Below are 23,513 nucleotides of genomic sequence, written 5' to 3'. Positions count from 1 at the left end.
GGTCTGTGCTCGGCGGGCGTGAAACCACAGGCTTGTCATTCCGCGGCGCCATTAGACCACGGATCCGGCGCCCGGCCTCGATATCGACGTCGGCGCGTCATGGGTAAGGGTCTACCAGAAGGGTCCGACTAAACTGCGCCCGTGACCGTCCATCCCATCGTGATCGCCGGCGAGCCCGTGCTGCACAACCCGACTCGGGAGATCACCGAGTTCGACGACCAGCTGCGCACGCTCATCGACGACATGTTCGAGACCATGTACGCCGCCGAAGGGGTCGGCCTCGCGGCCAACCAGATCGGCCTCGACCTGCGAGTGTTCGTCTACGACTGCCCCGACGACGAGGGCGTTCGCCACAAGGGCGTCGTGGTGAACCCGAAGCTCGAGACGTCGGAGATCCCGGAGACGATGCCGGACCCGGACGACGACTGGGAGGGCTGTCTCTCCGCACCCGGCGAGTCGTACCCGACCGGACGCGCCTCGTGGGCGAAGGTCACCGGCTTCGATGTCGAAGGTAACCCGATCGAGGTGGAGGGCACCGGCTACTTCGCGCGCTGCCTGCAGCACGAGACCGATCACCTGGACGGCTTCATCTACCTCGACCGGCTGGTGGGCCGCCACGCGCGGGCCGCGAAGAAGATGCTCAAGGCGAACAAGTGGGGCGTTCCGGGCAACTCGTGGCTCCCCGAGGCACGGCCCGAATCCGACGACGACTGACCTCAAGCGCGCGATGAAAGGTCCTTTCCTTGCGGATTTCGCAAGGAAAGGACCTTTCATTGCACTTGAGCGAGGGTCAGCAGCCCAGGAAGTGGCAGCGCACCACCCGCGGCTGCTCGATCACCTTCCCGGTCTGCACCGACCAAGCGAGCCGGAGGTACTGGGCGTGCGTCCAGGCGAGCGGGGTCGCGGACGCCGTCGGAGTGCCGGCGGGGAAGCCCGTTCGTCCCGACGGGGCGTTCTCGTCCCACACCTGTTCCGGCATGGTGTCACCGGAACTGCTGACGCGACCGAGGTCGCGAAGCCGCTTCGCGGCCGTACCCCGGTCACCGGCGGCGAGGTCGTACTCGCCGCGTTCACCCGCGAGCAGCGGCCACAGTCGCCCGAAAGTGGTCCGGCTTTCCGCCGGGAACGTGTAGTCCCACGGTGACCCGTCGGCCTTCTCGCCGTAACCGTCTTTCGTGTACCGGTGCCAGAACTGACCCGTCGGAGTGGTGAAGGCGATGTCGGCGTCGGTGACCTTGATGCTGGTGCGGATCACCGGGTCATCGGCGCGGTAGATGCCCAGCCTCACCAGTTCGAGGAATCCGGCGTCGGTCACGGCACGCTGGTCCATGGTCACACTGGAATTGCCCAGGTTGTACTTCGTGCCGTTGTTCGCGTTGCCGTCCTTGGTCAGCCGGACGAAGTACGGGTCCTTCGACAGCGGACCGTTCGTCGTCACCGTCCATTGGGCGAGCTTCGCCTTGAACGTGTCGGCGGTGTCGAGGTAGCGCTTCGCGTCGGCCGCGGCGCCGTTCGCCTTGGCGAGGTCGGCGGCGCACACCAGTCCGGCGATCACCGCGGCGATCGTCGAAGGCGAGTAGCCGTCCTGTTCTTCCCAGCGCTCCTGCTGGCTGTACGGCGAGGCGTGCCCGTTGTCCGCTTTGTACGACAACAGGAATTCCGCTGCCTTGCGCACAGCCTGCCAGGTCTTGGCGTCGGTGCGGCCGAGTTGCTGCGCGAGCACGATCGGCAGCGCGGTCTCGTCGAGCTGGATGGACGTCCAGTACGGCGTGCCGTCGACGTGGCTGTTCTGCGGCAGGTGGCCATCCGGCAGCTGCTGGGTGCCGAACATGTAGTCGACCGACCGGTTCGCGGCGTCCCGGTCGCCGGCGGCGAGCAGCCCGGTCGCGATCTGGTAGAGATCCCGGGGCCAGACCAGGTGATAGGTGCCCGACGGCGACCACTCCGGGTCGTTGGCGCCGAACCGCCAGGGCATGCTCGGCGACGCGATGAACGCTCCTCGGTGAGTCTTGTCCTCACTCGCCGCGAGCATGAGCACCGACGCCTTGTAGAGGTCGCGTTCCTGCTTCGTCTTCAGGGCCGACGGCACGTCCTTCACCTGGCGGAGGTACTGCTTCCAGCCGCGGTCGTACGCCCGTGCGGCGTCGGCGAAGCCGCGCCGTTGGGAGGCCTTCGCGTTGGCCAGGGCGTCGGAGTCCTTCGCGCCCATGCCGAGCGTGAGGGTGAAGTCCCGTGAGCGGACACCGTCGGCGGACGTCTGCCCGGTGAGCAGCACATTGCCCTTGGCCGCGCTCGCGTAGTCCTTGAGCGCGAAGGACTTCGTCAGCTGGGTGATGCCGTCGGAGGATCCCGCGTATCCCACCGAAGTCCGCGAGAACGCCGGTTCCGCGGTCAGCGCGGCCGCCGTCTTCGCGTCGGACGCGACGGCGTTCACCCCGTCGGTGCGTGCGGAGTCGTCGGATCCCTCGTTGGTGAGATCGGGGTCCGCGACCGCGTACACCTGGTACGGGCGGCCGGTCAACGAGACGAAGTCGACGTCGATCAGCACGCTCGTGCGCGCCGGGTCGGTGACGTAGGTCTTGCGGAGCTTCCAGCGGCGCTGGTCGTCGGTGATGGTCTGCTCGTAGGTGAGGCCGTCGGCGTCGGTGCGCCGGACCTGCTGCGCCTTGGCCGACGAATCGACGGTGGCGAAGCTCTTCCCGTCGGTGACGACGAGGTCGAGCGCGCGGACGCTCGGCGTGGACAGGTCCGGGTAGTAGACCTCGGAGAGCCGTCCGCCTTGCAAGGTGAACCAGACGTTGCTCACCCTGTCACGGGCGGTGCCGAAGCCGGTCTTGTTCGCCGGGAGCCAGCTCGGATGGGCGCCGGGCGCACCGGGCGCCTCACCGCCCTGTGCCGACGCCACCGCCGGGACCAGCCCGGCGATCAGCACGCCTGCCAGTGCCGGGAGCACGATCTTTCGCATATCAACCCCAGGTTCTGTAACGGTGCAGAGCCTCCGGGATTCTGCCGTGAATCCCCCGCGAGCACATGCTCCAAACCGGTGAACCGGTAACGCTGTCGACATGTCTCCGGACAGTTCACCTCGGGGCGGGTTGATCGCGGCACCCCGGCGTGGCATGGTCGGGGCACAACCAAACAACCGCGGGAGCTCGCGCCATGGCGGGCTGAGAGGGCGGCTGGAGTCTTTTTTCTGGAAGACCCGGCGCCGCCGACCGCATGAACCTGACCGGGTAATGCCGGCGTAGGGAGTGAACGTCGTTGACGACGCTTGACAGCGCCATTGAAAAGCAGAAGGCCCGCAACATCACGCCGACCGTGACCACCGGGCCGATCACCGGTTCACACAAGGTCTATCACCAGACGGAATCCGGTCTCCGGGTCCCCGCGAGGCGGATCGACCTTTCGAACGGCGAGCATTTCGATGTTTACGACACCTCCGGTCCGTACACCGAAACGGACGCGAAGATCGATGTCCACAGTGGACTCCACCGGCTGCGCGCCGGCTGGGCCGACGGACGCGAGCACAACACCCAGCTCGGCTGGGCGAAACAGGGCGTCATCACCCGTGAGATGGAGTACATCGCGGCGCGGGAACGCTGCACGCCGGAGTTCGTGCGGGACGAGGTCGCCCGCGGCCGCGCGGTGATCCCGGCCAACCGCAAGCACCCGGAGAGCGAGCCGATGATCATCGGCAAGAACTTCCTGGTGAAGATCAACGCCAACATGGGCAATTCGGCCGTCTGGTCCTCGGTGGAGGAAGAGGTCGACAAGATGGTGTGGGCCACCCGCTGGGGCGCCGACACCATCATGGACCTCTCCACCGGCAAGCGGATCCACGAGACCCGCGAGTGGATCATCCGCAACTCGCCGGTCCCGGTCGGCACCGTGCCGATCTACCAGGCGTTGGAAAAGGTCGACGGTGAGCCGGAAAAGCTGTCGTGGGAGGTCTACCGCGACACCATCATCGAGCAGTGCGAACAGGGTGTCGACTACGTCACCGTGCACGCGGGCGTGCTGCTGCGCTACATCCCGCTGACCGCGCGCCGGGTCACCGGCATCGTCTCGCGCGGTGGCTCGATCATGGCGGCCTGGTGCCTCGCGCACCACAAGGAATCGTTCCTGTACACCAATTTCGCCGAACTCTGCGAGATCCTGCGCGAATACGACGTCACCTTCTCCCTCGGTGACGGCCTGCGGCCCGGCTCGATCGCCGACGCGAACGACCGCGCGCAGTTCGCCGAACTGGAGACGCTGGGCGAGCTCACGCACATCGCCCGTGAGCACGACGTCCAGGTGATGATCGAGGGCCCCGGCCACGTGCCGATGCACAAGATCAAGGAGAACGTCGAACTCGAGGAGAAGCTGACCGGCGAGGCGCCGTTCTACACCCTCGGCCCGCTCACGACCGACATCGCGCCGGGATACGACCACATCACCTCGGCCATCGGCGCGGCGCAGATCGGCTGGTACGGCACGGCGATGCTCTGCTACGTCACGCCGAAGGAGCACCTCGGCCTCCCGAACCGCGACGACGTCAAGACCGGCGTCATCACCTACAAGATCGCCGCGCACGCCGCCGATCTGGCCAAGGGGCACCAGTACGCCCAGGAGTGGGACGACGAGCTTTCCAAGGCCCGCTTCGAGTTCCGTTGGAACGACCAGTTCAACCTGTCGCTGGACCCGGACACCGCGCGCTCGTTCCACGACGAGACGCTGCCCGCGGAACCGGCGAAGACGGCGCACTTCTGCTCGATGTGCGGGCCGAAGTTCTGCTCGATGCGCATCACCCAGGACGTCCGCAAGTACGCCGAGGAACACGGACTGTCCACAGTGGAAGCGATCGAAGCCGGCATGTCGGAGAAGTCGCACGAGTTCGCCGAGCAGGGCAACAAGGTCTACCTGCCGGTGGTCAATCAGTGACGTCGTCACCCCGGACCGCCCTCACCATCGCCGGATCCGATTCCGGTGGTGGTGCGGGCATCCAGGCCGATCTGCGTACCTTCTTCGCCAACGGGGTGCACGGGATGGTCGCGCTCACCGCGGTCACCGTGCAGAACTCGCTCGGCGTGCAGGGCTTCAGTGAGATCCCGGTCGACGTCGTCACCGGCCAGATCAAGGCCGTCGCCACCGACATGGGCGTCGACGCCGCGAAGACCGGGATGCTCGCCACGGCCGAGATCATCAACGCCGTCGCCAAGACCCTCGACGAGGTCCACATCGGACGGAACAGGAGTACGCCGTTCGTCGTGGACCCCGTCGCCGCGTCGATGACCGGGCACGCCTTGCTGCGCGAGGAGGCGCTGGAGGCGATCCGCACCGAGTTGTTCCCGCGTGCCACGCTGATCACGCCGAACCTCGACGAGGTGCGGCTGCTCACCGGCGTTTCCGTGACCGGGCCGGTGACCCAACGCGAGGCGGCGGAAGCGTTGCTGGAGTTCGGTTCGGCGTGGGTGCTGGTGAAGGGCGGACATCTCGACGCGGCGCAGGACTGTGTCGACCTGCTGACCGACGGCACCACGTGGGTCGAGCTGAGCGGGCCGCGGTTCGACACCCGGAACACGCACGGCGGCGGGGACACCATGGCGTCGGCGATCACTTCTTCGCTGGCGAAGGGGGCGGATGTGCCGACCGCCGTCGCCGAGGGGAAACGGTTCATCGAGCGGTGCGTGGCGGAGTCGTACCCGCTGGGCGCCGGGGTGGGGCCGGTTTCGCCGTTCTGGCGGCTCGCCGAGGCCTGAAGCATGCAATGAAGGGGCCTTTCATCGCAAATTTTGCGATGAAAGGCCCCTTCATTGCGCGCGTTACCGGATCGTGAGGCGAGGAGCGTCCACAGCCCTGCGCGACTCGGGCTCGTCGAAAAGGGCGGACTCCGCGTCCATGTCGACCAGACCGTCCCGCTCGAAGACGTCGCCAAGGCCCGCGAACCGGAAGCTCGTCCTGACCGCCTGAGAACGCGCATGGAAAATGAACCCATGAGCGAGAACCCGAGTCCGCCGTCGGCGCTGACCATCGCAGGCTCCGACTCCGGCGGCGCCGCCGGACTGCAGGCGGACCTGCGCACCTTCCTCACCTGCGGCGTGCACGGCCTGGTCGCGGTCACCGCGGTGACCGTCCAGAACACCCTCGGGGTACACGACCGCACCGACATCCCGGCGCGGATCGTCGCCGGGCAGATCGAGGCCGTCGCGGCCGACATGGGGGTCAACGCGGCCAAGACCGGGATGCTCGCCTCGGCGGAGATCATCCATGCCGTCGCCGCCGCCTGCGACAAGGCCGAAATCGGCCGTGACCGGAAGGTGCCGTTCGTGGTCGACCCGGTCGCGGCGTCGATGCACGGCCATCCGCTGTTCGACGAGGCCGGGCTGGTGGCGCTGCGGGACGAACTCCTGCCGCGCGCGACCGTGCTCACCCCCAACCTGGACGAGGTCCGGCTGCTGACCGGGATGACCGTGACCACCCGCGAGCAGATGCACCAGGCGGCCGTCGTCCTGCATCGGCTCGGGCCGAAGTACGTGCTCGTGAAGAGCGGGCACCTCGTCTCCGACCCGGAATGCGTCGACGTGCTGTTCGACGGCTCCACGTTCGTCGAACTGCCCGGCGAGCGGTTCGCCACCCAGCACACGCACGGCGCCGGGGACACCATGGCGTCGGCGCTGACGGCAGGCCTTGCCAAAGGGATGTCCGTCGTGGAGGCCGCCCGCTACGGCAAGTGGTTCGTTTCACACGCGGTGCGGAACGCCTATCAGATGGGCGCGAAGGTCGGCCCGGTTTCGGCGTTCTGGCGGCTCGCGCCGGAGCACTGAGCACTCGCCCGGTTACGATCTGCGCCGTGCCCGCACGCGAAACGGTGGCCAAGGTCGTCGAAGACCGCCGCTTCCAGAACTTCATCATCGCGGTGATCGTCTTCAACGCCGTCACCCTCGGCCTGGAGACCTCGACCAGGATGGTCGCGGAATACGGGTCGCTGCTGCACACGGTCGACTACGTCGCGCTCGGGATCTTCGTGCTCGAACTCGGCGCGAAGTTCTACGCCTACCGCGCGAAGTTCTTCCGCGACCCGTGGAACATCTTCGACCTGTTCGTCGTCGGCATCGCGGTGATTCCCACGACCGGTCCGTTCGCGGTACTGCGGGCGCTGCGCGTCCTGCGGGTACTGCGGCTGATCTCGGTCGTGCCGTCGATGCGGAAGGTCGTCACCGGCCTGCTCGCGGCGATCCCCGGAATGGCGTCGATCGCCGCCCTGCTCGCACTGATCATCTTCGTCGCGGGGGTGATGGCGACGAAGCTGTTCGGCGCCATCTCGCCGGACAACTTCGGCGACCTCGGCACTTCGCTGTTCACGCTGTTTCAGGTGATGACGGGCGAGGCGTGGCCGGACATCGCCAAGGAGGTCATGAAGGAAGCGCCCATGGCCTGGGTGTTCTTCGTGGTCTACATCCTCGTGTCCAGCTTCGCGGTGCTGAACCTCTTCATCGCCGTCGTGGTCAGCGGGATGGAGGACGAGCTTCGCCAGGACATCCGCGAAGAAGAGGCGAAGCAGGCCGAGACCCAAGCTGTGGCGAACAAGGAGATCCTCGACGAGCTCCGCGCCCTTCGTGCCGAAGTCGCGGAGCTACGTCAGAACACCTAGCGCCCAGACCCCGCCCCACCACCATCCCTCAACGGACAGGCTGCGCCTGACTGGCTGGACTTCTAGTCCGCGATAAGTGCTTCGAGAGCGGGCAGAGCCGCTGCCAGCGCGGCCTGATGCTCCGGAGTCAGCCGTTCGAGGCGTTTGCCGAGCTCGTTCACCCGCGTCGACCGGACACCGGACACCAGGCGTTCGCCCTCCTCGGTGGCCTCCGCGAGCCAAGCGCGCCTGTCGATCGGATCCGATTCTCGGCGCACGTACCCGGCTTCGACCAGCGAAGCGACGATCCTCGACATGGTCGCCGCGGCGACGCCTTCCTTGGCCGCGAGATCACCCAGCCGGAGCTGGCCGGAGTTCACGAGCGTGGCGAGCGCCGAGATCGCGCCGTGGCCGGGTCCGGGCACTCCCGCCTGGCGCAGTGACCGGGACAACCGGCCCACCGCCAGGAACAATCTGCCCGAAACGTCCTGGACCGCTGACGTGGTCACCACTGGCTCCTCTGGGTACACGGCGGCGGGTGCGCCTCCGGAAAGTGCCGTCAACCATACGGGCTCCCGGTGCGTACTCGCTGTGAAGGCCGTGAACCGTGCAAAAGGGTTATCGAGGCGGGCTCGAGGCGTGCGCCCAGAACCGCTGCGGGATCCGGCCCGCCCCGGCGGCCAGCCGCCCGGCGATGACCGCGGCACGCATCGCCGACGCCATCCGTTCCGGGTCCGCGGCCCTGGTCACGGCGGTGGAGAGCAGGACGGCGTCGCAGCCGAGCTCCATCGCCAGCGTCGCGTCGGACGCCGTGCCGATCCCGGCGTCGAGGATCACCGGTACTCCCGCGCGCGCCACGATCAGCTCGATGTTGTGCGGGTTCCGGATACCGAGTCCGGTCCCGATGGGCGCGCCGAGCGGCATCACGGCCGCGCAGCCCGCCTCCTCCAGCCGCAGCGCCAGCACCGGGTCGTCGTTGGTGTAGGCGAGCACGGTGAAGCCGTCCGCGGTGAGCCGCTCGGCCGCTTCGAGGGTCTCGAACGGATCCGGCAGCAGCGTGCGGTCGTCGGCGTGGACCTCCAGCTTGACGAGGTCGGTCTCGAGTGCCTCACGCGCCAGTTGGGCGGTGAGGACGGCTTCGGCGGCCGTCCGGCAGCCCGCGGTGTTGGGCAGCAAGCGGATGCCGAGCCGGCGGAGCAGTTCGAGCACGCCGGAGCCGCCTTCGGCGTCGGCCTTGCGCATCGCGACGGTGGTCAGTTCCGTGCCGGACGCGATCAGCGCGCGTTCCACCACGGCGAGGTTCGCCGCGCCGCCGGTGCCGATGATCAGCCGCGACGAGAGTTTGTGCTCGCCGATGACGAGGTGGTCGCCGTCCATACCGGACATTTCAGCCTCCTTGGACCGCGGTCAGGATGTCGACGCTGGCGCCCTTGCGCACCACGGCTTCCGGCCATTCGCCGCGCCGGACGACCACGCCGTCCACCGCCACCGCGACGCCCCGTCCGGCGGTGCCGAGTGCTTCGAGGACACCCGCGACGGTGGTCCCGTCGGGGAACTCACGCCATTGGCCGTTGACCTGGATCTCCATCACACCCGCTCCTCGCTTCGCCGCGACGGCGTGGCCGCCGCGACCTCGTCCGGCAACGGACCGCCATCCAGCCAGGCGACCGCGGCGTCCGCGGTGACCGGGGCCATCAGGAGGCCGTTGCGATGGTGGCCCGTAGCGGCGAAGACGCCTTCGCCCAGCTCACCGATGAAGGGCATCGTGTCGACACTCGCCGCGCGCAGTCCGGCGGCGATCTCGACGAGTTCGTATTCGGCGATTCCCGGGAAGACGCGCTCCGCGCCTTCGAGCAGCTCGCGGACTCCTCGTGCGGTGACGGTCTCGTCGAAACCGGCCTCGTACTGAGTCGCGCCCAGCACGAGCTCGCCGTCGTCACGCGGGACGAGGTAGATGGGGCGGCCTTCGACCATCGCGCGGACGGTCCTGACCGGCGGCGGCAGACAGCCTCGACGAGGTCGCAGGCGGAGGATCTCGCCCTTCAGCGGGCGGACGGCGCCCGCGAGCGCGGGATGCAGGCGTCCGGTCCAGGCACCGGCGGCGAGGACGACGTCGCCATCGAGGGCATCGAGCTCGGTGACCGTCTCTCGGCGGAACTCCACGCCGTGCCTGCCGCAGGCGTCCTTCAGCGCGTGCAACAGTCTTCGGTTGTCCACGGCCAGATCGCCGGGCACCAGCAGTCCACTTCGGACAGAACCGGCGAGGCCCGGCTCGGCGCGGCGGGCCTCGCGGCCGGTCAGCTGCTCGACCTCGCGGCCGAGTTCGGTGAGGTACGCGGCCAGCATTTCGAGGTTGCCCGCGTCGGCGCTGTCCAGCGCGACGACCAGCGTGCCGTGCGGCGAAAGTCCCGGATCGACCCCCTCTTCGGCCAGGTCACGGGCGAAATCCGGCCACCGCCGCAACGACGCCTCGCCGAGGGTGAGGACGTCTTCTTCGCCAGGCCAGGCTTCGGTGACCGGGGCCAGCATGCCGCCCGCGAGCCACGACGCCCCTCGTCCGGGATCGGGGTCGTACACGGTGACGCGGTGACCGCGCGCGGCGGCGCGCCAGGCGACCGACAGGCCGATGACCCCACCGCCGACTACCGAAAGTTCCCTCATGAACGCTCGCTCCCTGCGCCGGCATGACCCGGATCAGGTTCCACGGTCGGAGCGGTTTCGGCTCCCTCTCAGCCCGTCCTCGGGCTCCCGTGCGGACCACCCCACCGTAGCGCGCGGGTACCGTCGCCGCCATGCCCACCCTGTCTGGTTCGCAGATCCGCGCCCGGCTCGCGGACGCCCGCCTGTACCTCTGCACCGACGCCCGGTCCGCCCGCGGCGACCTCACCGAATTCGCCGACGCGGCGCTGGCAGGCGGGGTCGACATCATCCAGCTGAGGGACAAGACCGGCGGCGCCCCGATCGAGGCGAAACACGAGATCGCGGCGTTGGAAGTGCTCGCGGAAGCGTGCGAGAAGCACGGCAAACTCCTGGCGGTGAACGACCGCGCGGACGTCGCGCTCGCTTTGGGCGCGCACGTGCTGCACCTCGGCCAGGACGACATCCCGGTGTCGCTGGCGCGGCGCGTGCTCGGGGACGACGTGGTGCTCGGCCGGTCCACCCATTCGGCCGAGCAGGCCAAGGCCGCGGCCGAGGAATCCGGCGTGGACTACTTCTGCACCGGCCCGTGCTGGCCGACGCCGACGAAGCCGGGCCGGTCCGCTCCCGGGCTCGGCCTGGTGCGCGAGACGGCGGCCTTCGGAACGTCGCGGCCGTGGTTCGCGATCGGCGGGATCGACGCCGAACGCCTGCCCGAGGTGCTGGAGGCGGGCGCGTCACGGATCGTCGTCGTCCGGGCGATCACCGAGGCTGAAGACCCCGAAGCGGCCGCTCGCACCCTTCGCTCCGCCCTCCCCTGACCCCCTCACTCCCGCGTTTCGTCCTCTAAACGCGGTAGTTGGCATCGCGAACTACCGCATTTAGAGGACGAAACGCGGGAGTGGGGCGCGGGTCAGGGGGCAGGGGTGCCGGAGGCGGGCGCGGACGGAGTCGTCGGAGGCGCCTGAGTGGTCGAAGGCGTCGTCGGAGGCGGCGCCGACGTCGTTGTCGACGGCGGCGTCGTGGGCGTCGCCGGACTGGACGGGGCGGTCGACGGCGGCGTCTCGGACTGGTCGTCCCGGGTCTCCGACGGAGAGGTCGACGGCGGAGTGTCGTGCTTCTCCCGCGGCTGCTCCTGGGCAGGTCCGCCACCGATGATCTTGCCTATGGTCGTCCCGGTTCCGCCACCGAAGGTCTTCCCCGTCGCGCCCTCGAAGCCGGTGATGGCGACGAGCGCCACCGCGAACGCCACGACGCTGACGCCGGCGATCACCGCCCAGCGCGGCTGGAACTTGCGCCCGGACGACTCCTCGTCGCCCTCCGGCGGCTTCAACCGCACGGTCTCCTGCTCATCGGGGCCGAGCACCCGGCGCCGCCCTGGCACGGTCAGTACCTCGCGCGCCTTCAGCGCGGCGTCACGCGTCCGCTGCAGCGAACGCAGGTACAGCTCGCCGCCGAGCGTCGTGATGACACTCGCCAGCCCCGCGCCCGCCACCGTTCCCGCGACGCCAAGCGTGGAACCCAGCATCGCGGCGGTGATCGCGGCCATCGCGGCCGCCAGCACCTGGACGATCCGCCCCTGCTTCTCGGTCTTTTCGGTGTCTTTCTCGGAAGTCTCCTTGGTCATGATCCCGTTCTGCAGCTAGTCGGTCCTCACTCGGTCCTAACGAATAAGGCGCACGGGATGCTCCCTTCGTTGCCCACACGTGAGCAGCGCCACGCCGTCTGTCCAAAAAGGACTATCAACTGTTCACAATTCCTTGACATACTCAGGCATATGGAACTGGTCTCAATCGAGGAAATCCGCGCCGCGGCGAGCCGGATCAAGGGCGCCGCGGTGCGCACGCCGCTGCTGCCACAGTCGTGGGCGCCGTTATGGCTCAAGCCGGAAAGCCTGCAGGGAATCGGCGCGTTCAAGATCCGCGGCGCGTACAACGCGATCGCGGCGCTGGACGAAGAGCAGCGCGCCCGCGGTGTCGTCGCGTTCTCCAGCGGCAACCACGCGCAAGCGGTCGCCTACGCGGCGAAGCGGTTCGGAATCCACGCGGTGATCCTCATTCCGGACGTCGCGCCGCGCGCCAAGATCGAAGCGACCAAAGCGCTCGGAGCCGAAGTCATCGAGGTCCCGATCGACCGGCAGGAATCCTCCGCGCTCGCCGTCGGCGCCGAACGGAACCTCACCCCGATCCCGCCGTTCGATCACCGCGACGTCATCGCCGGACAGGGCACCGTCGGCCTGGAGATCGCCGAGGACCTGCCCGACGCCGGCGTCGTACTCGTCCCGCTCAGCGGCGGCGGACTGGCCTCGGGCGTCGGCACGGCGATCAAGGCACTGCTGCCCGGCGCGAAGGTCATCGGCGTCGAGCCCGAACTCGCGGCCGACACCGCCGAAGGCCTGCGCGCGGGCAGGCGGATCGAATGGCCGATGGACCGGCGGGCGCGGACCATCGCCGACGGCCTGCGCGCCCAGCCGTCGGACTTGACCTTCGCCCACCTCCAGACGGTGCTCGACGACGTCATCACCGTTTCCGAGGACGAGATCCGGCAGTCCGTCCGGACGCTGGCGCACCGCGCCAGGCTGATCGCCGAACCGAGCGGCGCCACCGCGACCGCCGCGTACTTGTTCCACCGAGGCGAACTGCCCGAGGGGAAGGTCGTCTCGGTCGTTTCGGGCGGGAACCTGGACCCGGCGATGCTGGCGGAGATCCTCAGCGACTAGCGAAAGGTGGCGCCTGCTCACTTCGCCGTGAAGGCCTCCTTGCCTACGCTGAGGGTAGTGAAGGAGGCCTTCACTACCCGCCGAGGTGCCTGGCGACCCGGGATCTTCAGTCTCATGACCCCGGCTGGCTCGAATGACCCGCGGGACGGATGTGCGTCGGCGGCGAGTCGACCCCGCAGTGAAGGCAGTCACCCGGATGCGGCGACTCGTCGGCCGGTTCCGCCGGAGGCACGGCGAGGACGCCGTTGTGGATGCCGAGCGCGATCAAACCGCCCCCGATGGCCAGCGCCGCGCACACCAGCAGCGCCGTCCGCCATCCCGACGTCAGCGCGACCGGATCGGTGTAGGCGGCGCCGGAGAGCCCGGCGACGGCGGGCAGCACGGCGATCGCGAGCAGCCCGCCGGACCGGGCGATGGCGTTGTTGACCCCGGAGGCCACGCCGGCGTACCGGTCCGGCGCGGCGGCCAGCACCGTGGCGGTCACCGGCGCGACGACCGTCGCGAGGCCGGCCCCGAACACGACGACGGCGGGCAGCACGGAGCCGAGATACGACGCCCCCGGTCCGACGCGCAGCAACAGGAGCATGCCGACGCCGACCAGGATCGGGCCGATGACCAGTTGCGCGCGCGGGCCGATCCGCTGCGCCAGCGCGCCCGACCGGCCGGAGAACAGCAGCATGATGACGGTGATCGGCAGTCCGGCGAGTCCGGCCGCGGTCGGCGAATAGCCCAGCGAGACCTGCAACTGCATGACCATCAGCATCATCACGCCGCCGAGTGCCGCATAGACGACGAAGGTGAGCGCGTTGGCGAGGCTGAACGTCCGGTCGCGGAACAGTTTCGGCGGCACCAGCGGGTCGGCCGAGCGGTGCTGGATCACCAGGAACGCCCCCAGCCCCGTGACGCCGAGCACGATGGCGACCAGGACGACGGCGTCCCCGATGCCACGCCCGGGTGCTTCGACCAGTGCGCCGGTCAGCCCGGCGAGTCCGATCGCGCCGACGGCGGCCGCGGCGAAGTCCGGATGCCCGGTCGCTTCTTCGTCGCGGGACTCGGGCACGTAGCGCTTGGCGAGCAGGACGCAGACGGCGGCCAGCGGCAGGTTGATCAGGAACGCCAGCCGCCACGACCACACCTGCACCAGTACGCCGCCGAGCAGCGGGCCGATCGCCGCCGCGATCCCGCCGAGGCCGGACCACGCGCCGATCGCGCGGGCCCGGTCGTCGTGGGCGAAGGACGATTGCAGGATCGCGAGCGAGCCCGGCGTGAGCAAAGCTCCCCCGATGCCCTGGAGGATCCGCGTCGCGACGAGCATCTCGGTCGTCGTCGCGGCGGCGCACAGCCCGGACGCGATCCCGAACCAGACGACGCCGACGATGAACATCCGGCGGCGGCCGTAGCGGTCGCCGAGCGAACCGGCGACGAGGATCAGCGCGGCGAGCGCGAGCAGGTAGCCGTCGAGGATCCATTGAAGACCCGCGACGGACGCGTCGAGTTCTTCACCGATCCTCGGCAACGCGACGTTGATGATCGTTCCGTCGAGCATCGCCATGCCCGAGCCGACGATGGTCGTGGCGAGTACGCCACGCGCCACCGGCGTCCCCCACCGAATCCCCGCCGCCGTGTCAGTCATGGGACGACTGAATCACGCCCCGCATCCCCAAGCCACCAGAAAGCCAGAATTACCTGACACGTCAGAGAATGCGCACCCTTCGAGATCTACGTGACTTCGCTCCGGCGCAGCGCCCGGCGAAACGTTTCCGTCAGCGCGCGCTCAAGGCAAGAGCGTCGTGACGAACTTGTAACGATCACCCCGGTAGATCGCGCGGGCGAACTCGACCGGTTTTCCGTCGGTGGCGAAAGAATGCCGCGAAAGGAGCAACATCGGCATCCCGACATCGGCGCCGAGCATCTCCGCCTCGTGCGGTCCGGCGAGCGCTGTCTCGATCGTTTCCTCGGCCCTTTCCAGCTCGACGCCGTAGTGCTCCCTCAGCACGGCGTACAGGGAACCACCTGCGGAAACGTGCTTGCGCAAACCGCGGAACCGGCCGAGTGGGAGATGCGTGGTCTCCAGCGCCATCGGCTGCGAATCGGCCAGCCGGATACGGCGAAGACGGAGGATCTTCGCGCCGACCCGGATTCCGAGAAGTTTGGCGAGATCGGCTTCCACCGGGAGTTCGTCGATCTCCAGCAGCTTCGACGACGGTTTGAGGCCCTGCTTGTGCATGTCCTCGGTGTAGGACGACAACTGCAGGCGCTGCGCGAGTTTCGGCTCGGCGGCGAAGGTGCCTTTGCCCTGAACGCGGTGGAGTCTGCCCTCGGCGGTGAGGTCGGCGAGCGCTTGGCGGACCGTGGTGCGCGATACGGTGAATTCACCCGCCAGTGCCCGTTCCGTCGGAATCGGCGAGCCCGGCGGCAACGCGTCGAGCAGATCGAGCAGGTGCTGCTTCAGCGCCCAGTATTTGGGTTCGCGCTGTCCGCGCATCCCTGCTGCAGCGCCCGCCTCACCCGCGGTGGTTGTCTCCAACATGACCGACTCCCTAAGCCTTCCCACTCAAACGCGCACCTGCCCCGCTAGGAAACGTACCCTTCACCACAAACGTCCATTCGGGCTAGCATTGGTCTAGACCTACTCGGGGGACGAAGTACGTCCCGGTGGAAGGGAACGAGATGACCGAACAGCGCCCCGGCGAGCACATGGCCGCGGAGATCTCCCAGCAACCCGCCATTCTGGCAGGAATCGTGGAGCGACAGGCCGAAATCGCCGAGGTGGCCGAAGCCATCTCCAAGCGCCCGCCCAGGTTCGCACTGCTCGCCGCGCGCGGTTCCAGTGACCACGCCGCCCTGTATGCGAAGTACCTGATCGAAGTACTCCTCGGTCTCCCCTGCGGTCTCGTCTCACCCTCCACCGCCACTTTGTACGGTGCCCGTCCCGATCTGCGGGACGTTCTCTTCATCACAGTAAGCCAAAGCGGTGGTTCGCCGGATCTCATCGAGGTCACCGAAACGGCGCGTCGCCAGGGGGCGTTGACCGTTTCGGTCACCAACACCCCCGACTCCCCGCTTCGTGCCGCCGCCGAACTCGGCGTCGACATCGGCGCGGGACTGGAAAAGGCGGTCGCCGCGACGAAGACGTACTCCGCCACCTTGCTTTCGCTTTACCTTCTGATCGACGCGGTTCGCGGTGGCAAGGGCGAGGACGCGGAGCGGCTGGGCGAGCTCGCGCAGCAGACCCTCGACGGCGCCGACGAAGGTGTCCAGCGGGCGGTGGATCGCTACCGCTTCGTCGACCGGGTGCTCACCACCGGCCGCGGCTACTCCTACGCCACGGCGCTCGAAGGTTCGCTGAAGCTCGCCGAAACCAGTTACCTCGCGGCCCGCGCGTACAGCGGCGCGGATCTGCTCCACGGCCCGGTCGCCGCCGTCAACGGCGAGACCGCGGTGCTCGCGGTGACGAGCAAGGGCCACGGGGTGGGCGCGATGCAAGAGGTCGTCGAGGCCGTCGGCAAACGCGGGGCGGACGTGCTCGCGGTCGGCTCCGCCGCGGCCGACGTCCCCGCCGCACTGCGGATCGGTGTCGCCCCTTCGGCCGAAGAGGTCGCCCCGATTCTGGAGATCCTGCCCATCCAGCGGATCGCTCTCGGGCTTTCGCTGGCGCGCGGCGGTGACCCGGACAGTCCCCGAGGGCTGCTGAAGGTGACCAAGACACGGTGACTCACGTCATCGGAGTGGACGCCGGAGGGACGTCGACGCGAGCGATCGTCGTCGACGCCTCCGGCGCCGTCCTCGGCTCCGGACACGCGGGCGGCGCGAATCCCAACTCCCATCCGCCGCGGGAAGCCGCCGCGCGGATCGCGAGCGCGATCACCGGCGCACTGGGCGGGCTCGACCCGGCCGCGACGGCGGCGTGCGTCGTCGGCATGGCGGGCGTCAGCAAACTGAGCGATCCGTCGATCGGGGAGATCTTCGCGGCCACTTGGAAGAACCTGGGGATCAGTCCAGTGCGGACGGTCCCCGACTCCGAGGTCGCCTACGCGTCGGCCACCTCCGCGCCGGACGGTTCGGTGCTCATCGCGGGCACCGGATCGATCGCGGGCCGGATCCGCGGCAGGCGGATGGTCTCCACGTTCGGCGGCTACGGCTGGTTGCTCGGTGACGAAGGTTCCGCGTACTGGCTCGGCCGCGAAGCCGTTCGCTCCACATTGGATGCTCTCGGCCGCGGTGACGAACTCGGCCCGCTCGCGACCGCCGTCCTCGCCGAGGCGCGCGGACCGTCCGCAGTGGACGTGAGCGATCCCGAAGCCAGGACGGCGGCGATGTACGCGCTCATCACGAGCGCCAACGCCGAGGCGCCGATCCGGCTCGCCAGATTCGCCCCGTTGGTCAGCGAAGCCGACCGCGCCGGTGACGTGACAGCGGACCGGATCACCGCCGAAGCGGCGCGGCTTCTGGTGACCAACGTCATGGCCGCGCGCGAGCCCGGCGAGACCACACCGGTCGTCCTCGTGGGTGCCGTGCTGTCCCCGGCGGGCCCGGTCGGCGCGAAAGTCCGCGCCGCGTTGACCGGAATCGAGGTGCTGACCAGCACCGACGGGGTGCTCGGCGCCGCTTGGCTCGCCGCCGTCGACGCGTATGGGGAAGGGGCGCCACGCCCGGCGGCCGGAGGAAATAACACCGAAAACGGCCCCTAAAAGACCAAACCATCGACTCCGGGCCCGAAGTCCGGGTACCGTAGGACCCGGCCCCCGGACCCTCCCCCCTCGCCGGGGGCCGCCTTATGTCCCGGGTAGCCCGTCGGACCCGGAGCCGGAGGGGTTCTTGCCCGCCGCGTCCGCGTCGCCATCGCCTTCCACGACCGGCTCTTCCACGATCCGGTCTTCCACGACGCGCAGACCGGGATGTTCCGGCGGCAATGTGCGGTACAGCACCCAGCCGCTCACCGCGACCGTCACCGCGACAAGAGGCCAGGACAACACCGTGCGCGCGATGCCGAGCGCGACCACCTGCCCGCTCCACCACAGCGAGCCGAACACGGCCACGCGCAGCGTGTACTGCAGGAACACCCACACCCAGCTCGCCCGCGAATACGCGCGCAGCAGCGCGGGATCACGGCGCCAGCGCGTCTTCTGCCCGATGACGAGCCCCACCACGACGCCGAGCAACGGCCACCGGATCACGATGCTGGCCGCCCATAGCAGCGCGCTGGCCACATTGGACAGCAGCTGGATGAGGAAGAAGTCCTGGGCGCGGCCGGTGTGCAGGGCGATCAACGCGGCGGCGATCACCGCGGCGAGGCTCACCACGACCGCACGCGCCTTGTCGCCGCGCGCGACCCGGTAGGCACCGAGCAGCACCGCCACGCCGATGGCCGCACCGGCGCCCCAGGCGATCGACTGGTCCGCGATCAGCCAGCCGACGACGAAGGCCGCGGGCGGGATGCTCGCGTCGAGGGCGCCACGCCGCCCGCCGAGGATCTGGGCGAGCGACTCACGCGGGGGTCGATAGGTCACCCTTACAGCCTGCCGGATCCATGAGCGCCGACACCCGGTCGGGGAGACGTTCGCCACATACCCTGTCCGTTTTACGCCTGCTTGAGGTGAATCTCCGCGGCCGAGGAGTGTACCTCCGGTAATGGAGGTGCATGGACGTCCGACAAAATAAGAGACTGTGTCGACGGACTGAACCATGGGTTTCGGCCGGTTGGGATGGCAGGGGCGCTCCCAGCTGTTAGTTGTGGTGTACAAGTACCAACCGGGGGCACACGGACGGAAGGGGACCCAACGTGTACGGATTCGACAGCTACGTGGCGATCGGTGACAGCTTCACCGAAGGACTCAACGACGATCTGCCCGACGGCACGTATCGGGGCTGGGCGGATCGGCTCGCCGAGATCCTCGCCGAAGGCAGGGCCGATTTCCAGTACGCGAACCTCGCCCTCCGCGGGAAGATGCTCGACGAGATCCTCGAAGAACAGTTACCCATCGCGCTGGCGGTCAAACCCGACCTGGTCACCCTGTGCGCGGGCGGGAACGACATCATCGTCCCCGGCGCGGACGTGGACGCCGTCGCCGCGCGGCTGGAGGCGGGGGTCGCCAAGCTGCGCGAGGCCGGGATCCCGGTGCTCATCTTCAACGGGCCCGACACCAAGTACCTGTCCGTGATGCATGTCCTGCGCGGCAAGGTCGGGATCTACAACGCGCATCTGTGGGCGATCGCCCACCGCCACGGCGCGAAGATGGTCGACCTGTGGGCGATGGATCCGCTGCACGACCGTCGCGCGTGGAGCGACGACAGGCTGCACTTCACCCCCGAGGCCCACCGGCGGATCGCGCTGCGCGCGGCCGAGGTACTCGGCGTCCCGGTCGCCGACGACTGGCGCGAGCCGTGGCCGGCGTCCGAGGAGCCGAGTACCTGGATCACCTCGCGCCGCTCCGACCTCGAATGGACGAAGGCGCACCTGCTGCCGTGGATCCGGCGTCAGCTCAAGGGCGAGTCGATGGGCGACGGCCTGTCCCCGAAGCGCCCGGAACTCGCGCCGCTGCTTCCGCTGGAGCAGATCGAAACGGCGACCGTCACGCTGCCCGCCGAGCGGACGATCCACCACCACGCGAGCTGACCCGCGCCGGTTCCCCTCACCCGGCTCCAGTAGCGACAACGGCGGCGGGTGAAGGCTCCTTCCCAAGTACATGAAGGCCCCCTTCCTTGCGCCAGGCGCAAGGAAGGGGGCCTTCATGTACTTCACGCCGGCAAAGCGACCCACGCGGCTCCGTCCGTGTCACCCGGAAGGGTCATGTACTGACCGTCCGGTGCACCGGGACCGAAAGCCGGTTCGCTAACCGGGCCGGAGCGGCTTACAGTCCCTTCATGCCCGGTACACGCTGGAGCCGCTTGCTGCCTACAGCGCTGCTGGTCACGCTCGCCTTGACGGTGATCTCCGTCTGGTCGGCCTCGAACGACATCGAGGCCGAACTGACAGCGCGCGCGAAGAACGCGCTCGCCGACGTCGGCGTCTACGGCGGGCAGGTGAGCTTCTCCGGTCGCGACGCGAACCTCAGCGGTTTCCCGCCGAACCAGGCCGCGCAGGCGATGGACGCCATCCAGCGGATCGACGGGGTGCGCACGGTCGAGATCTCCGGCGACACCGCCCCGCCCGCCCCGGTGACGACGAGCGGCGAGCCGTCGAGCCCGCCGCCCTCGCCGCCGAGCCCGCCACCCAGCCCGACCACGACTTCGGCCGAACCGACCGACAAGGCCGGTTTCCAGGCCGAGATCGACCGCCTGCTGACGGCGACGCCGATCACGTTCGAACCCGACACCACCGAACTGACCGCGGACGGCGAGCGCGGTGCGCTGGAGATCGCGAAGCTGCTCACGGACGCGCCGCGCGAACTGCGGTTCCGGATCACCGGGCAGGTGGCGACCGGTTCGGACAAGAAGCTCGCGCTGAACCGGGCCAAGACGGTGGAACGGCTGATGGAGCGCAACGGGGTCAAACGCGACCAGGCGTACTCCACCGAACGCAAGAACTCCAACGGTGCGAGTGGCGAGGGCCGCCGCGTCGACATCACGGTCGAACAGCGGACACAGAGGTGATGGCTGATGCTCTGGCTATTCGGGCAGATCTGGCTTTGGCTGCTCATCTCCTTCGCCCTCGGCTGCGGCGTCACCTGGCTGATGATGCGCGGCGACCGGCGTGAGCAAGCGACTCCCGCTTCGGCGGCCCCCGAGCCGGAGCGCGCCGCCCCCGTCCCGGCCTACGCCGACCCCGATCCCGGCCCCGTGCCCGTCCCGCTGGAGGCCGAGCAGACTCAGTTCATCCCGCCCGCGCGGGTCCATGACGACGACGAGCCGTACGACCAGGAGCCGGAAGGCCACCGCGAGGGCAAGCTGACCCCGGAACCGGTGCGCCCGGCTCAGGTCTACCACCCGCGGGAGCCGGAACCGGTGGCCCGGAACGGCGGCCACGGCCACGAACCCGAGCCGGTCTGGCCCAGTGACGAGGACTGGCCGCCCGGCGACCGCGCCTCCGAATACCGGCCGGGGCAGGGCGGCTGACACCCGCCTGGTAAATTCGGCTACGCACTGTGAGCGTGACGCCGGGTACATTTCGTCGATCGGGAGCCCCGGCACACGAAGGAGGCTCCGATTTGGCGCTCCCCTATTGGACGCCGCACAACCTGCTGCCTCCGGGCCGCCATCCAGCCGACCTCGCCGATGTCTATGAGCGGCTGGTCTTCGACGCACCGCATCAGAACGACCGCGAAATCCTGTTCAGCGCGCTGAACAGCTACCTGGGTGTCGCCCGGCGGATCATGCCGACCGGCCGCGCGTGGATCGGCGGCGACCTCACCGCCAGGACCCCGCACGCCCCCCAGGGACTCGACGTGGTGCTGATCCCCGACGAATGGGGCGCCCTCAAGCGGCTCGACGACGCGGGACGCTCGGCGCTGTACGGACTGCTGACGCTGCGCGGGGTCATCGTCGGCCAGCCGGCCATGTACCTCGACCAGGTCCAGCCCGTCGGCGGCATGCTCGACGGCTTCCTCTGCCGCCCCGGCGACGAGGAGATCTGGGAGGAAGTATGGGCTTCAGGTGGCAGGGGAATTCCGGAAGTGATCTGGTGAGGAACGAATTCCGGCGGATCGCCGACGAGATTCCCGGCGGCACCTGGCTCGACGACCTCGCCCGCGCGTCGGCGATGGCCGCGTACGCGAAGTTCGAGCGGACGGCCCGTTCGCCGCTGCTTCGCGTGTCCGTGATCGGCGAGTCGCATCTGGACGCCTACACCTTCTCCGACATCAGCCGCGCGTTGCAGGACGCGACGGCGAAGATCGGGCACATCATCCGCAACCCGTCGGGTGAGGTGACCATCGTCCAGCCGGCGGACCGGGAGAAGGCGCCGTTGATCCAGCGCGGCCAGGCGGGCAACGCGATCTTCTTCGGCTTCCCCGAACCCGCGCTCGACGACGCGCTCATCCACGATGGACTCGAGTCGCTGTCCGAACGCGCGGTCAAGGAACTGTGCGACTTCCTGCCCGCCAACGGTTCCGACGACGGCGCGCTGGACGCGGTACTGCTGCAGCGCGACACCGTCCGCAACGCGGTCAGCGACATCGTCAACGCGGTCAGCAAACACGCCGGGATCGGCATGGCGCTCACTCCGACCGCCGGTGAGGAACTGACCCGCAGCATGACCACCGAGCAGGCCAGGATCCTCTCCGGGAGCCTGCGCGAGTCACGGGAGGCCGTCGGCTACGAGACGGTCAGCGGCAGGCTGGACGGCGTCCGCACCCGGCGCCGGATCTTCTATCTCGAACGCGAATCGGGCGGCACCATCCAGGGCGCGGTCGCGCCGGATCTGCTCGACGAGATCAAGGAGAACCTGGACCGGCCGGTGACGGCGCGGCTGCGCGTCGTGCGCACCACGACCATCGACGGCCGCCGCGGCCGCCCGGTGCACGAACTGCTGGAGATCACCCCGGAAGTCAACCTGTTCGATCAGTGATCGGGTTTCCGACATTCGGCGATGCCACAATTCTCGTCAGAAAATGGCGATGACCGCTTGATCATCGTTGAATGATGACTTTTTCCGGCAGGTAACAATTTCGGCCATTGCCCCGAACGATGGGTTAACGTCTTCGGACGGAAGCCTCCGAAAGGGCATGTATGCCGACCGATCCACCACTCCCGCACCCACCGGCCACCCGCTACGGCCCGGGTTTCGCCACGCACGGGACCCGGCACCGAAAGCCCAAGAACGGCCTGGTCATCGCCGGTTTCCTGGTCGGCCTCGCCGCGCTCGGGGTCGCCTTCGTCCCGGTCGCCGGGCTCGCCGCATGGCCGCTCGCCGTAATCGGGGTGACTCTTTCCGTGATCGGTTTGAGCAAAATCAAGAAGGGTGAAGCAGACAAGAAGGGAATGGGGGTAGCGGGACTCGCGCTTTCCATCGCGGGCTTGCTGGCCGCGAGCGGGTTACTGGTCTACACCAACTTCTTCGCTACTGGTGAGTCGGGACTGCACATCCCCGCTGTCGCCGGTGACAAGAACCGCGTCGAGTTCGTCGTCAGCGCCTCCGGCGGCGCGACCGTCCGATACGGCTCGCTCAACGACCAGCGGAGCGAGACGACCCCGGCCAGCACCGACGAATGGCGCGGTACCGCGTCGTTCAATTCGGGCGATTATCTGCTCACCGTCACCGCGGACACCCGGAACTCGTCGGTCAGCAACCAGATCGCCTGCTCGATCCTGGTGAACGGCCGGAAGGTGGCGGAGAACAAGGGGCAGACCATCGCGCTCTGCACCGCGAACGCCGGCTGACGCGCCCCTGATCCCCGCATTTCGTCCTCTGAATGCGGTACTTGCACGCGCAACTACCGCATTCAGAGGACGAAATGCGAGGAGTGGGACGCCGCCTGGCGGCCGGCCGGTATCGCCCCCACCTCCACCGGCCGGACCGCCACGAGCCGCTCCTGGCGGCTCTTCGGGCGGATCCGGGATCCGGATCCGTCCGAGCGCCGATCCCTGTCGCGTGCCCCTCCCCTAGGG

The 23,513-nt window shown here is 68.8% G+C and carries 24 protein-coding genes and 1 riboswitch; of the genes, 15 read left to right on the top strand and 9 right to left on the bottom strand.

Annotated elements, in window-relative coordinates; all coding sequences use genetic code 11:
• Window positions 1–141 precede the first annotated feature (141 nt).
• Window positions 142–714: a peptide deformylase gene (locus AVL48_RS04190; protein WP_061985057.1), complete on the top strand. Its 573-nt coding sequence runs from the start codon at window positions 142–144 to the stop codon at window positions 712–714.
• Window positions 715–790: 76 nt separating this feature from the next.
• Here the strand turns inward: AVL48_RS04190 and AVL48_RS04185 are convergent, their stop codons facing one another.
• Window positions 791–2,965 carry a glycoside hydrolase family 15 protein gene (locus AVL48_RS04185; protein ID WP_061985059.1) on the bottom strand — a complete coding sequence of 725 codons (2,175 nt, stop codon included), beginning with the start codon at window positions 2,963–2,965 and terminating at the stop codon, window positions 791–793.
• 296 nt (window positions 2,966–3,261) lie between these two features.
• Between AVL48_RS04185 and thiC the strand changes: the two genes are divergently transcribed.
• The 4 genes from thiC (at window position 3,262) to AVL48_RS04165 (ending at window position 7,633) form a co-directional block, all read left to right on the top strand.
• A complete protein-coding gene (thiC, locus tag AVL48_RS04180) occupies window positions 3,262–4,923 on the top strand; it encodes a phosphomethylpyrimidine synthase ThiC (RefSeq protein ID WP_074038155.1) in 1,662 nt (553 codons plus the stop codon).
• The gene (gene thiD, locus AVL48_RS04175) at window positions 4,920–5,741 is read left to right on the top strand and encodes a bifunctional hydroxymethylpyrimidine kinase/phosphomethylpyrimidine kinase (RefSeq protein WP_061985061.1); all 822 of its coding nucleotides are present in this window, start codon (window positions 4,920–4,922) and stop codon (window positions 5,739–5,741) included. Before thiC ends, thiD (AVL48_RS04175) begins: the two co-directional genes overlap by 4 nt.
• A gap of 234 nt (window positions 5,742–5,975) precedes the next feature.
• Window positions 5,976–6,806, top strand: a complete 831-nt coding sequence (thiD, locus tag AVL48_RS04170) for a bifunctional hydroxymethylpyrimidine kinase/phosphomethylpyrimidine kinase (protein WP_061985063.1) — start codon at window positions 5,976–5,978, stop codon at window positions 6,804–6,806.
• Window positions 6,807–6,832: 26 nt separating this feature from the next.
• Window positions 6,833–7,633, top strand: a complete 801-nt coding sequence (locus AVL48_RS04165) for an ion transporter (RefSeq protein ID WP_061985065.1) — start codon at window positions 6,833–6,835, stop codon at window positions 7,631–7,633.
• A gap of 62 nt (window positions 7,634–7,695) precedes the next feature.
• Here AVL48_RS04165 and AVL48_RS04160 read toward each other — a convergent pair whose 3' ends face one another.
• The 4 genes from AVL48_RS04160 to thiO all read right to left on the bottom strand — a co-directional run bounded on the left by AVL48_RS04160 (window position 7,696) and on the right by thiO (window position 10,273).
• Window positions 7,696–8,121 (bottom strand): MarR family winged helix-turn-helix transcriptional regulator, encoded by a 426-nt coding sequence (locus AVL48_RS04160; protein WP_061985231.1) that lies wholly within the window; start codon window positions 8,119–8,121, stop codon window positions 7,696–7,698.
• Between the two features lie 109 nt (window positions 8,122–8,230).
• The gene (thiG, locus tag AVL48_RS04155) at window positions 8,231–8,989 is read right to left on the bottom strand and encodes a thiazole synthase (protein ID WP_061985233.1); all 759 of its coding nucleotides are present in this window, start codon (window positions 8,987–8,989) and stop codon (window positions 8,231–8,233) included.
• Between the two features lie 10 nt (window positions 8,990–8,999).
• Complete coding sequence (gene thiS / locus AVL48_RS04150) at window positions 9,000–9,200, bottom strand: sulfur carrier protein ThiS (protein WP_061985067.1); 201 nt, start codon at window positions 9,198–9,200, stop codon at window positions 9,000–9,002.
• Window positions 9,200–10,273: a glycine oxidase ThiO gene (thiO, locus tag AVL48_RS04145; protein WP_061985069.1), complete on the bottom strand. Its 1,074-nt coding sequence runs from the start codon at window positions 10,271–10,273 to the stop codon at window positions 9,200–9,202. The genes thiS and thiO overlap by 1 nt, the downstream gene beginning before the upstream one ends.
• Window positions 10,267–10,374: riboswitch (TPP riboswitch) on the bottom strand. Its footprint overlaps the gene before it by 7 nt.
• Before the next feature lie 30 nt (window positions 10,375–10,404).
• On the opposite strand from thiO, the gene thiE reads away from it, so the two are divergent.
• Window positions 10,405–11,070, top strand: coding sequence for a thiamine phosphate synthase (gene thiE, locus AVL48_RS04140; RefSeq protein WP_061985071.1), 666 nt, complete (start codon window positions 10,405–10,407; stop codon window positions 11,068–11,070).
• A gap of 92 nt (window positions 11,071–11,162) precedes the next feature.
• Here the strand turns inward: thiE and AVL48_RS04135 are convergent, their stop codons facing one another.
• Entirely contained in the window at window positions 11,163–11,876 is a 714-nt protein-coding gene (locus AVL48_RS04135) for a hypothetical protein (protein ID WP_061985072.1), read from the bottom strand.
• A 150-nt stretch (window positions 11,877–12,026) separates the two neighbouring features.
• Between AVL48_RS04135 and AVL48_RS04130 the strand changes: the two genes are divergently transcribed.
• Complete coding sequence (locus tag AVL48_RS04130; protein WP_061985074.1) at window positions 12,027–12,968, top strand: threonine ammonia-lyase; 942 nt, start codon at window positions 12,027–12,029, stop codon at window positions 12,966–12,968.
• A 112-nt stretch (window positions 12,969–13,080) separates the two neighbouring features.
• Here the strand turns inward: AVL48_RS04130 and AVL48_RS04125 are convergent, their stop codons facing one another.
• Both AVL48_RS04125 and AVL48_RS04120 read right to left on the bottom strand, forming a co-directional pair.
• Window positions 13,081–14,601 carry an MFS transporter gene (locus AVL48_RS04125; protein ID WP_061985076.1) on the bottom strand — a complete coding sequence of 507 codons (1,521 nt, stop codon included), beginning with the start codon at window positions 14,599–14,601 and terminating at the stop codon, window positions 13,081–13,083.
• A gap of 141 nt (window positions 14,602–14,742) precedes the next feature.
• On the bottom strand, window positions 14,743–15,498 hold the full coding sequence (locus AVL48_RS04120; RefSeq protein WP_061985078.1) for a GntR family transcriptional regulator: 756 nt from the start codon (window positions 15,496–15,498) through the stop codon (window positions 14,743–14,745).
• Window positions 15,499–15,638: 140 nt separating this feature from the next.
• Here AVL48_RS04120 and AVL48_RS04115 point away from each other — a divergent pair, with 140 nt between their 5' ends.
• Together AVL48_RS04115 and AVL48_RS04110 are read left to right on the top strand one after the other, a co-directional pair.
• Window positions 15,639–16,682 (top strand): SIS domain-containing protein, encoded by a 1,044-nt coding sequence (locus tag AVL48_RS04115; RefSeq protein ID WP_061985235.1) that lies wholly within the window; start codon window positions 15,639–15,641, stop codon window positions 16,680–16,682.
• A complete protein-coding gene (locus tag AVL48_RS04110; protein ID WP_061985080.1) occupies window positions 16,679–17,659 on the top strand; it encodes an N-acetylglucosamine kinase in 981 nt (326 codons plus the stop codon). Before AVL48_RS04115 ends, AVL48_RS04110 begins: the two co-directional genes overlap by 4 nt.
• Before the next feature lie 84 nt (window positions 17,660–17,743).
• On the opposite strand, the gene AVL48_RS04105 is transcribed toward AVL48_RS04110, so the two are convergent.
• A complete protein-coding gene (locus tag AVL48_RS04105) occupies window positions 17,744–18,478 on the bottom strand; it encodes a DUF3159 domain-containing protein (protein ID WP_074038152.1) in 735 nt (244 codons plus the stop codon).
• A gap of 272 nt (window positions 18,479–18,750) precedes the next feature.
• Here AVL48_RS04105 and AVL48_RS04100 point away from each other — a divergent pair, with 272 nt between their 5' ends.
• The 6 genes from AVL48_RS04100 to AVL48_RS04075 all read left to right on the top strand — a co-directional run bounded on the left by AVL48_RS04100 (window position 18,751) and on the right by AVL48_RS04075 (window position 23,285).
• Window positions 18,751–19,584: an SGNH/GDSL hydrolase family protein gene (locus tag AVL48_RS04100; RefSeq protein ID WP_061985082.1), complete on the top strand. Its 834-nt coding sequence runs from the start codon at window positions 18,751–18,753 to the stop codon at window positions 19,582–19,584.
• 248 nt (window positions 19,585–19,832) lie between these two features.
• Complete coding sequence (locus AVL48_RS04095; protein WP_244162404.1) at window positions 19,833–20,561, top strand: OmpA family protein; 729 nt, start codon at window positions 19,833–19,835, stop codon at window positions 20,559–20,561.
• Between the two features lie 6 nt (window positions 20,562–20,567).
• Window positions 20,568–21,023, top strand: coding sequence for a hypothetical protein (locus AVL48_RS04090; RefSeq protein WP_061985086.1), 456 nt, complete (start codon window positions 20,568–20,570; stop codon window positions 21,021–21,023).
• 92 nt (window positions 21,024–21,115) lie between these two features.
• Window positions 21,116–21,592 carry a DUF6932 family protein gene (locus AVL48_RS04085; RefSeq protein ID WP_061985089.1) on the top strand — a complete coding sequence of 159 codons (477 nt, stop codon included), beginning with the start codon at window positions 21,116–21,118 and terminating at the stop codon, window positions 21,590–21,592.
• Window positions 21,589–22,473 carry a hypothetical protein gene (locus tag AVL48_RS04080; protein ID WP_143104888.1) on the top strand — a complete coding sequence of 295 codons (885 nt, stop codon included), beginning with the start codon at window positions 21,589–21,591 and terminating at the stop codon, window positions 22,471–22,473. Before AVL48_RS04085 ends, AVL48_RS04080 begins: the two co-directional genes overlap by 4 nt.
• 161 nt (window positions 22,474–22,634) lie before the next feature.
• The gene (locus AVL48_RS04075; RefSeq protein WP_061985092.1) at window positions 22,635–23,285 is read left to right on the top strand and encodes a DUF4190 domain-containing protein; all 651 of its coding nucleotides are present in this window, start codon (window positions 22,635–22,637) and stop codon (window positions 23,283–23,285) included.
• The last annotated feature ends 228 nt before the right edge of the window (window positions 23,286–23,513 follow it).

Source organism: Amycolatopsis regifaucium, from assembly GCF_001613935.1.
GTDB classification, from domain to species: Bacteria; Actinomycetota; Actinomycetes; order Mycobacteriales; family Pseudonocardiaceae; genus Amycolatopsis; species Amycolatopsis regifaucium.
Note: the sequence above shows the minus strand (reverse complement) of the source record. Positions and strands in the feature narration are given on the sequence as shown.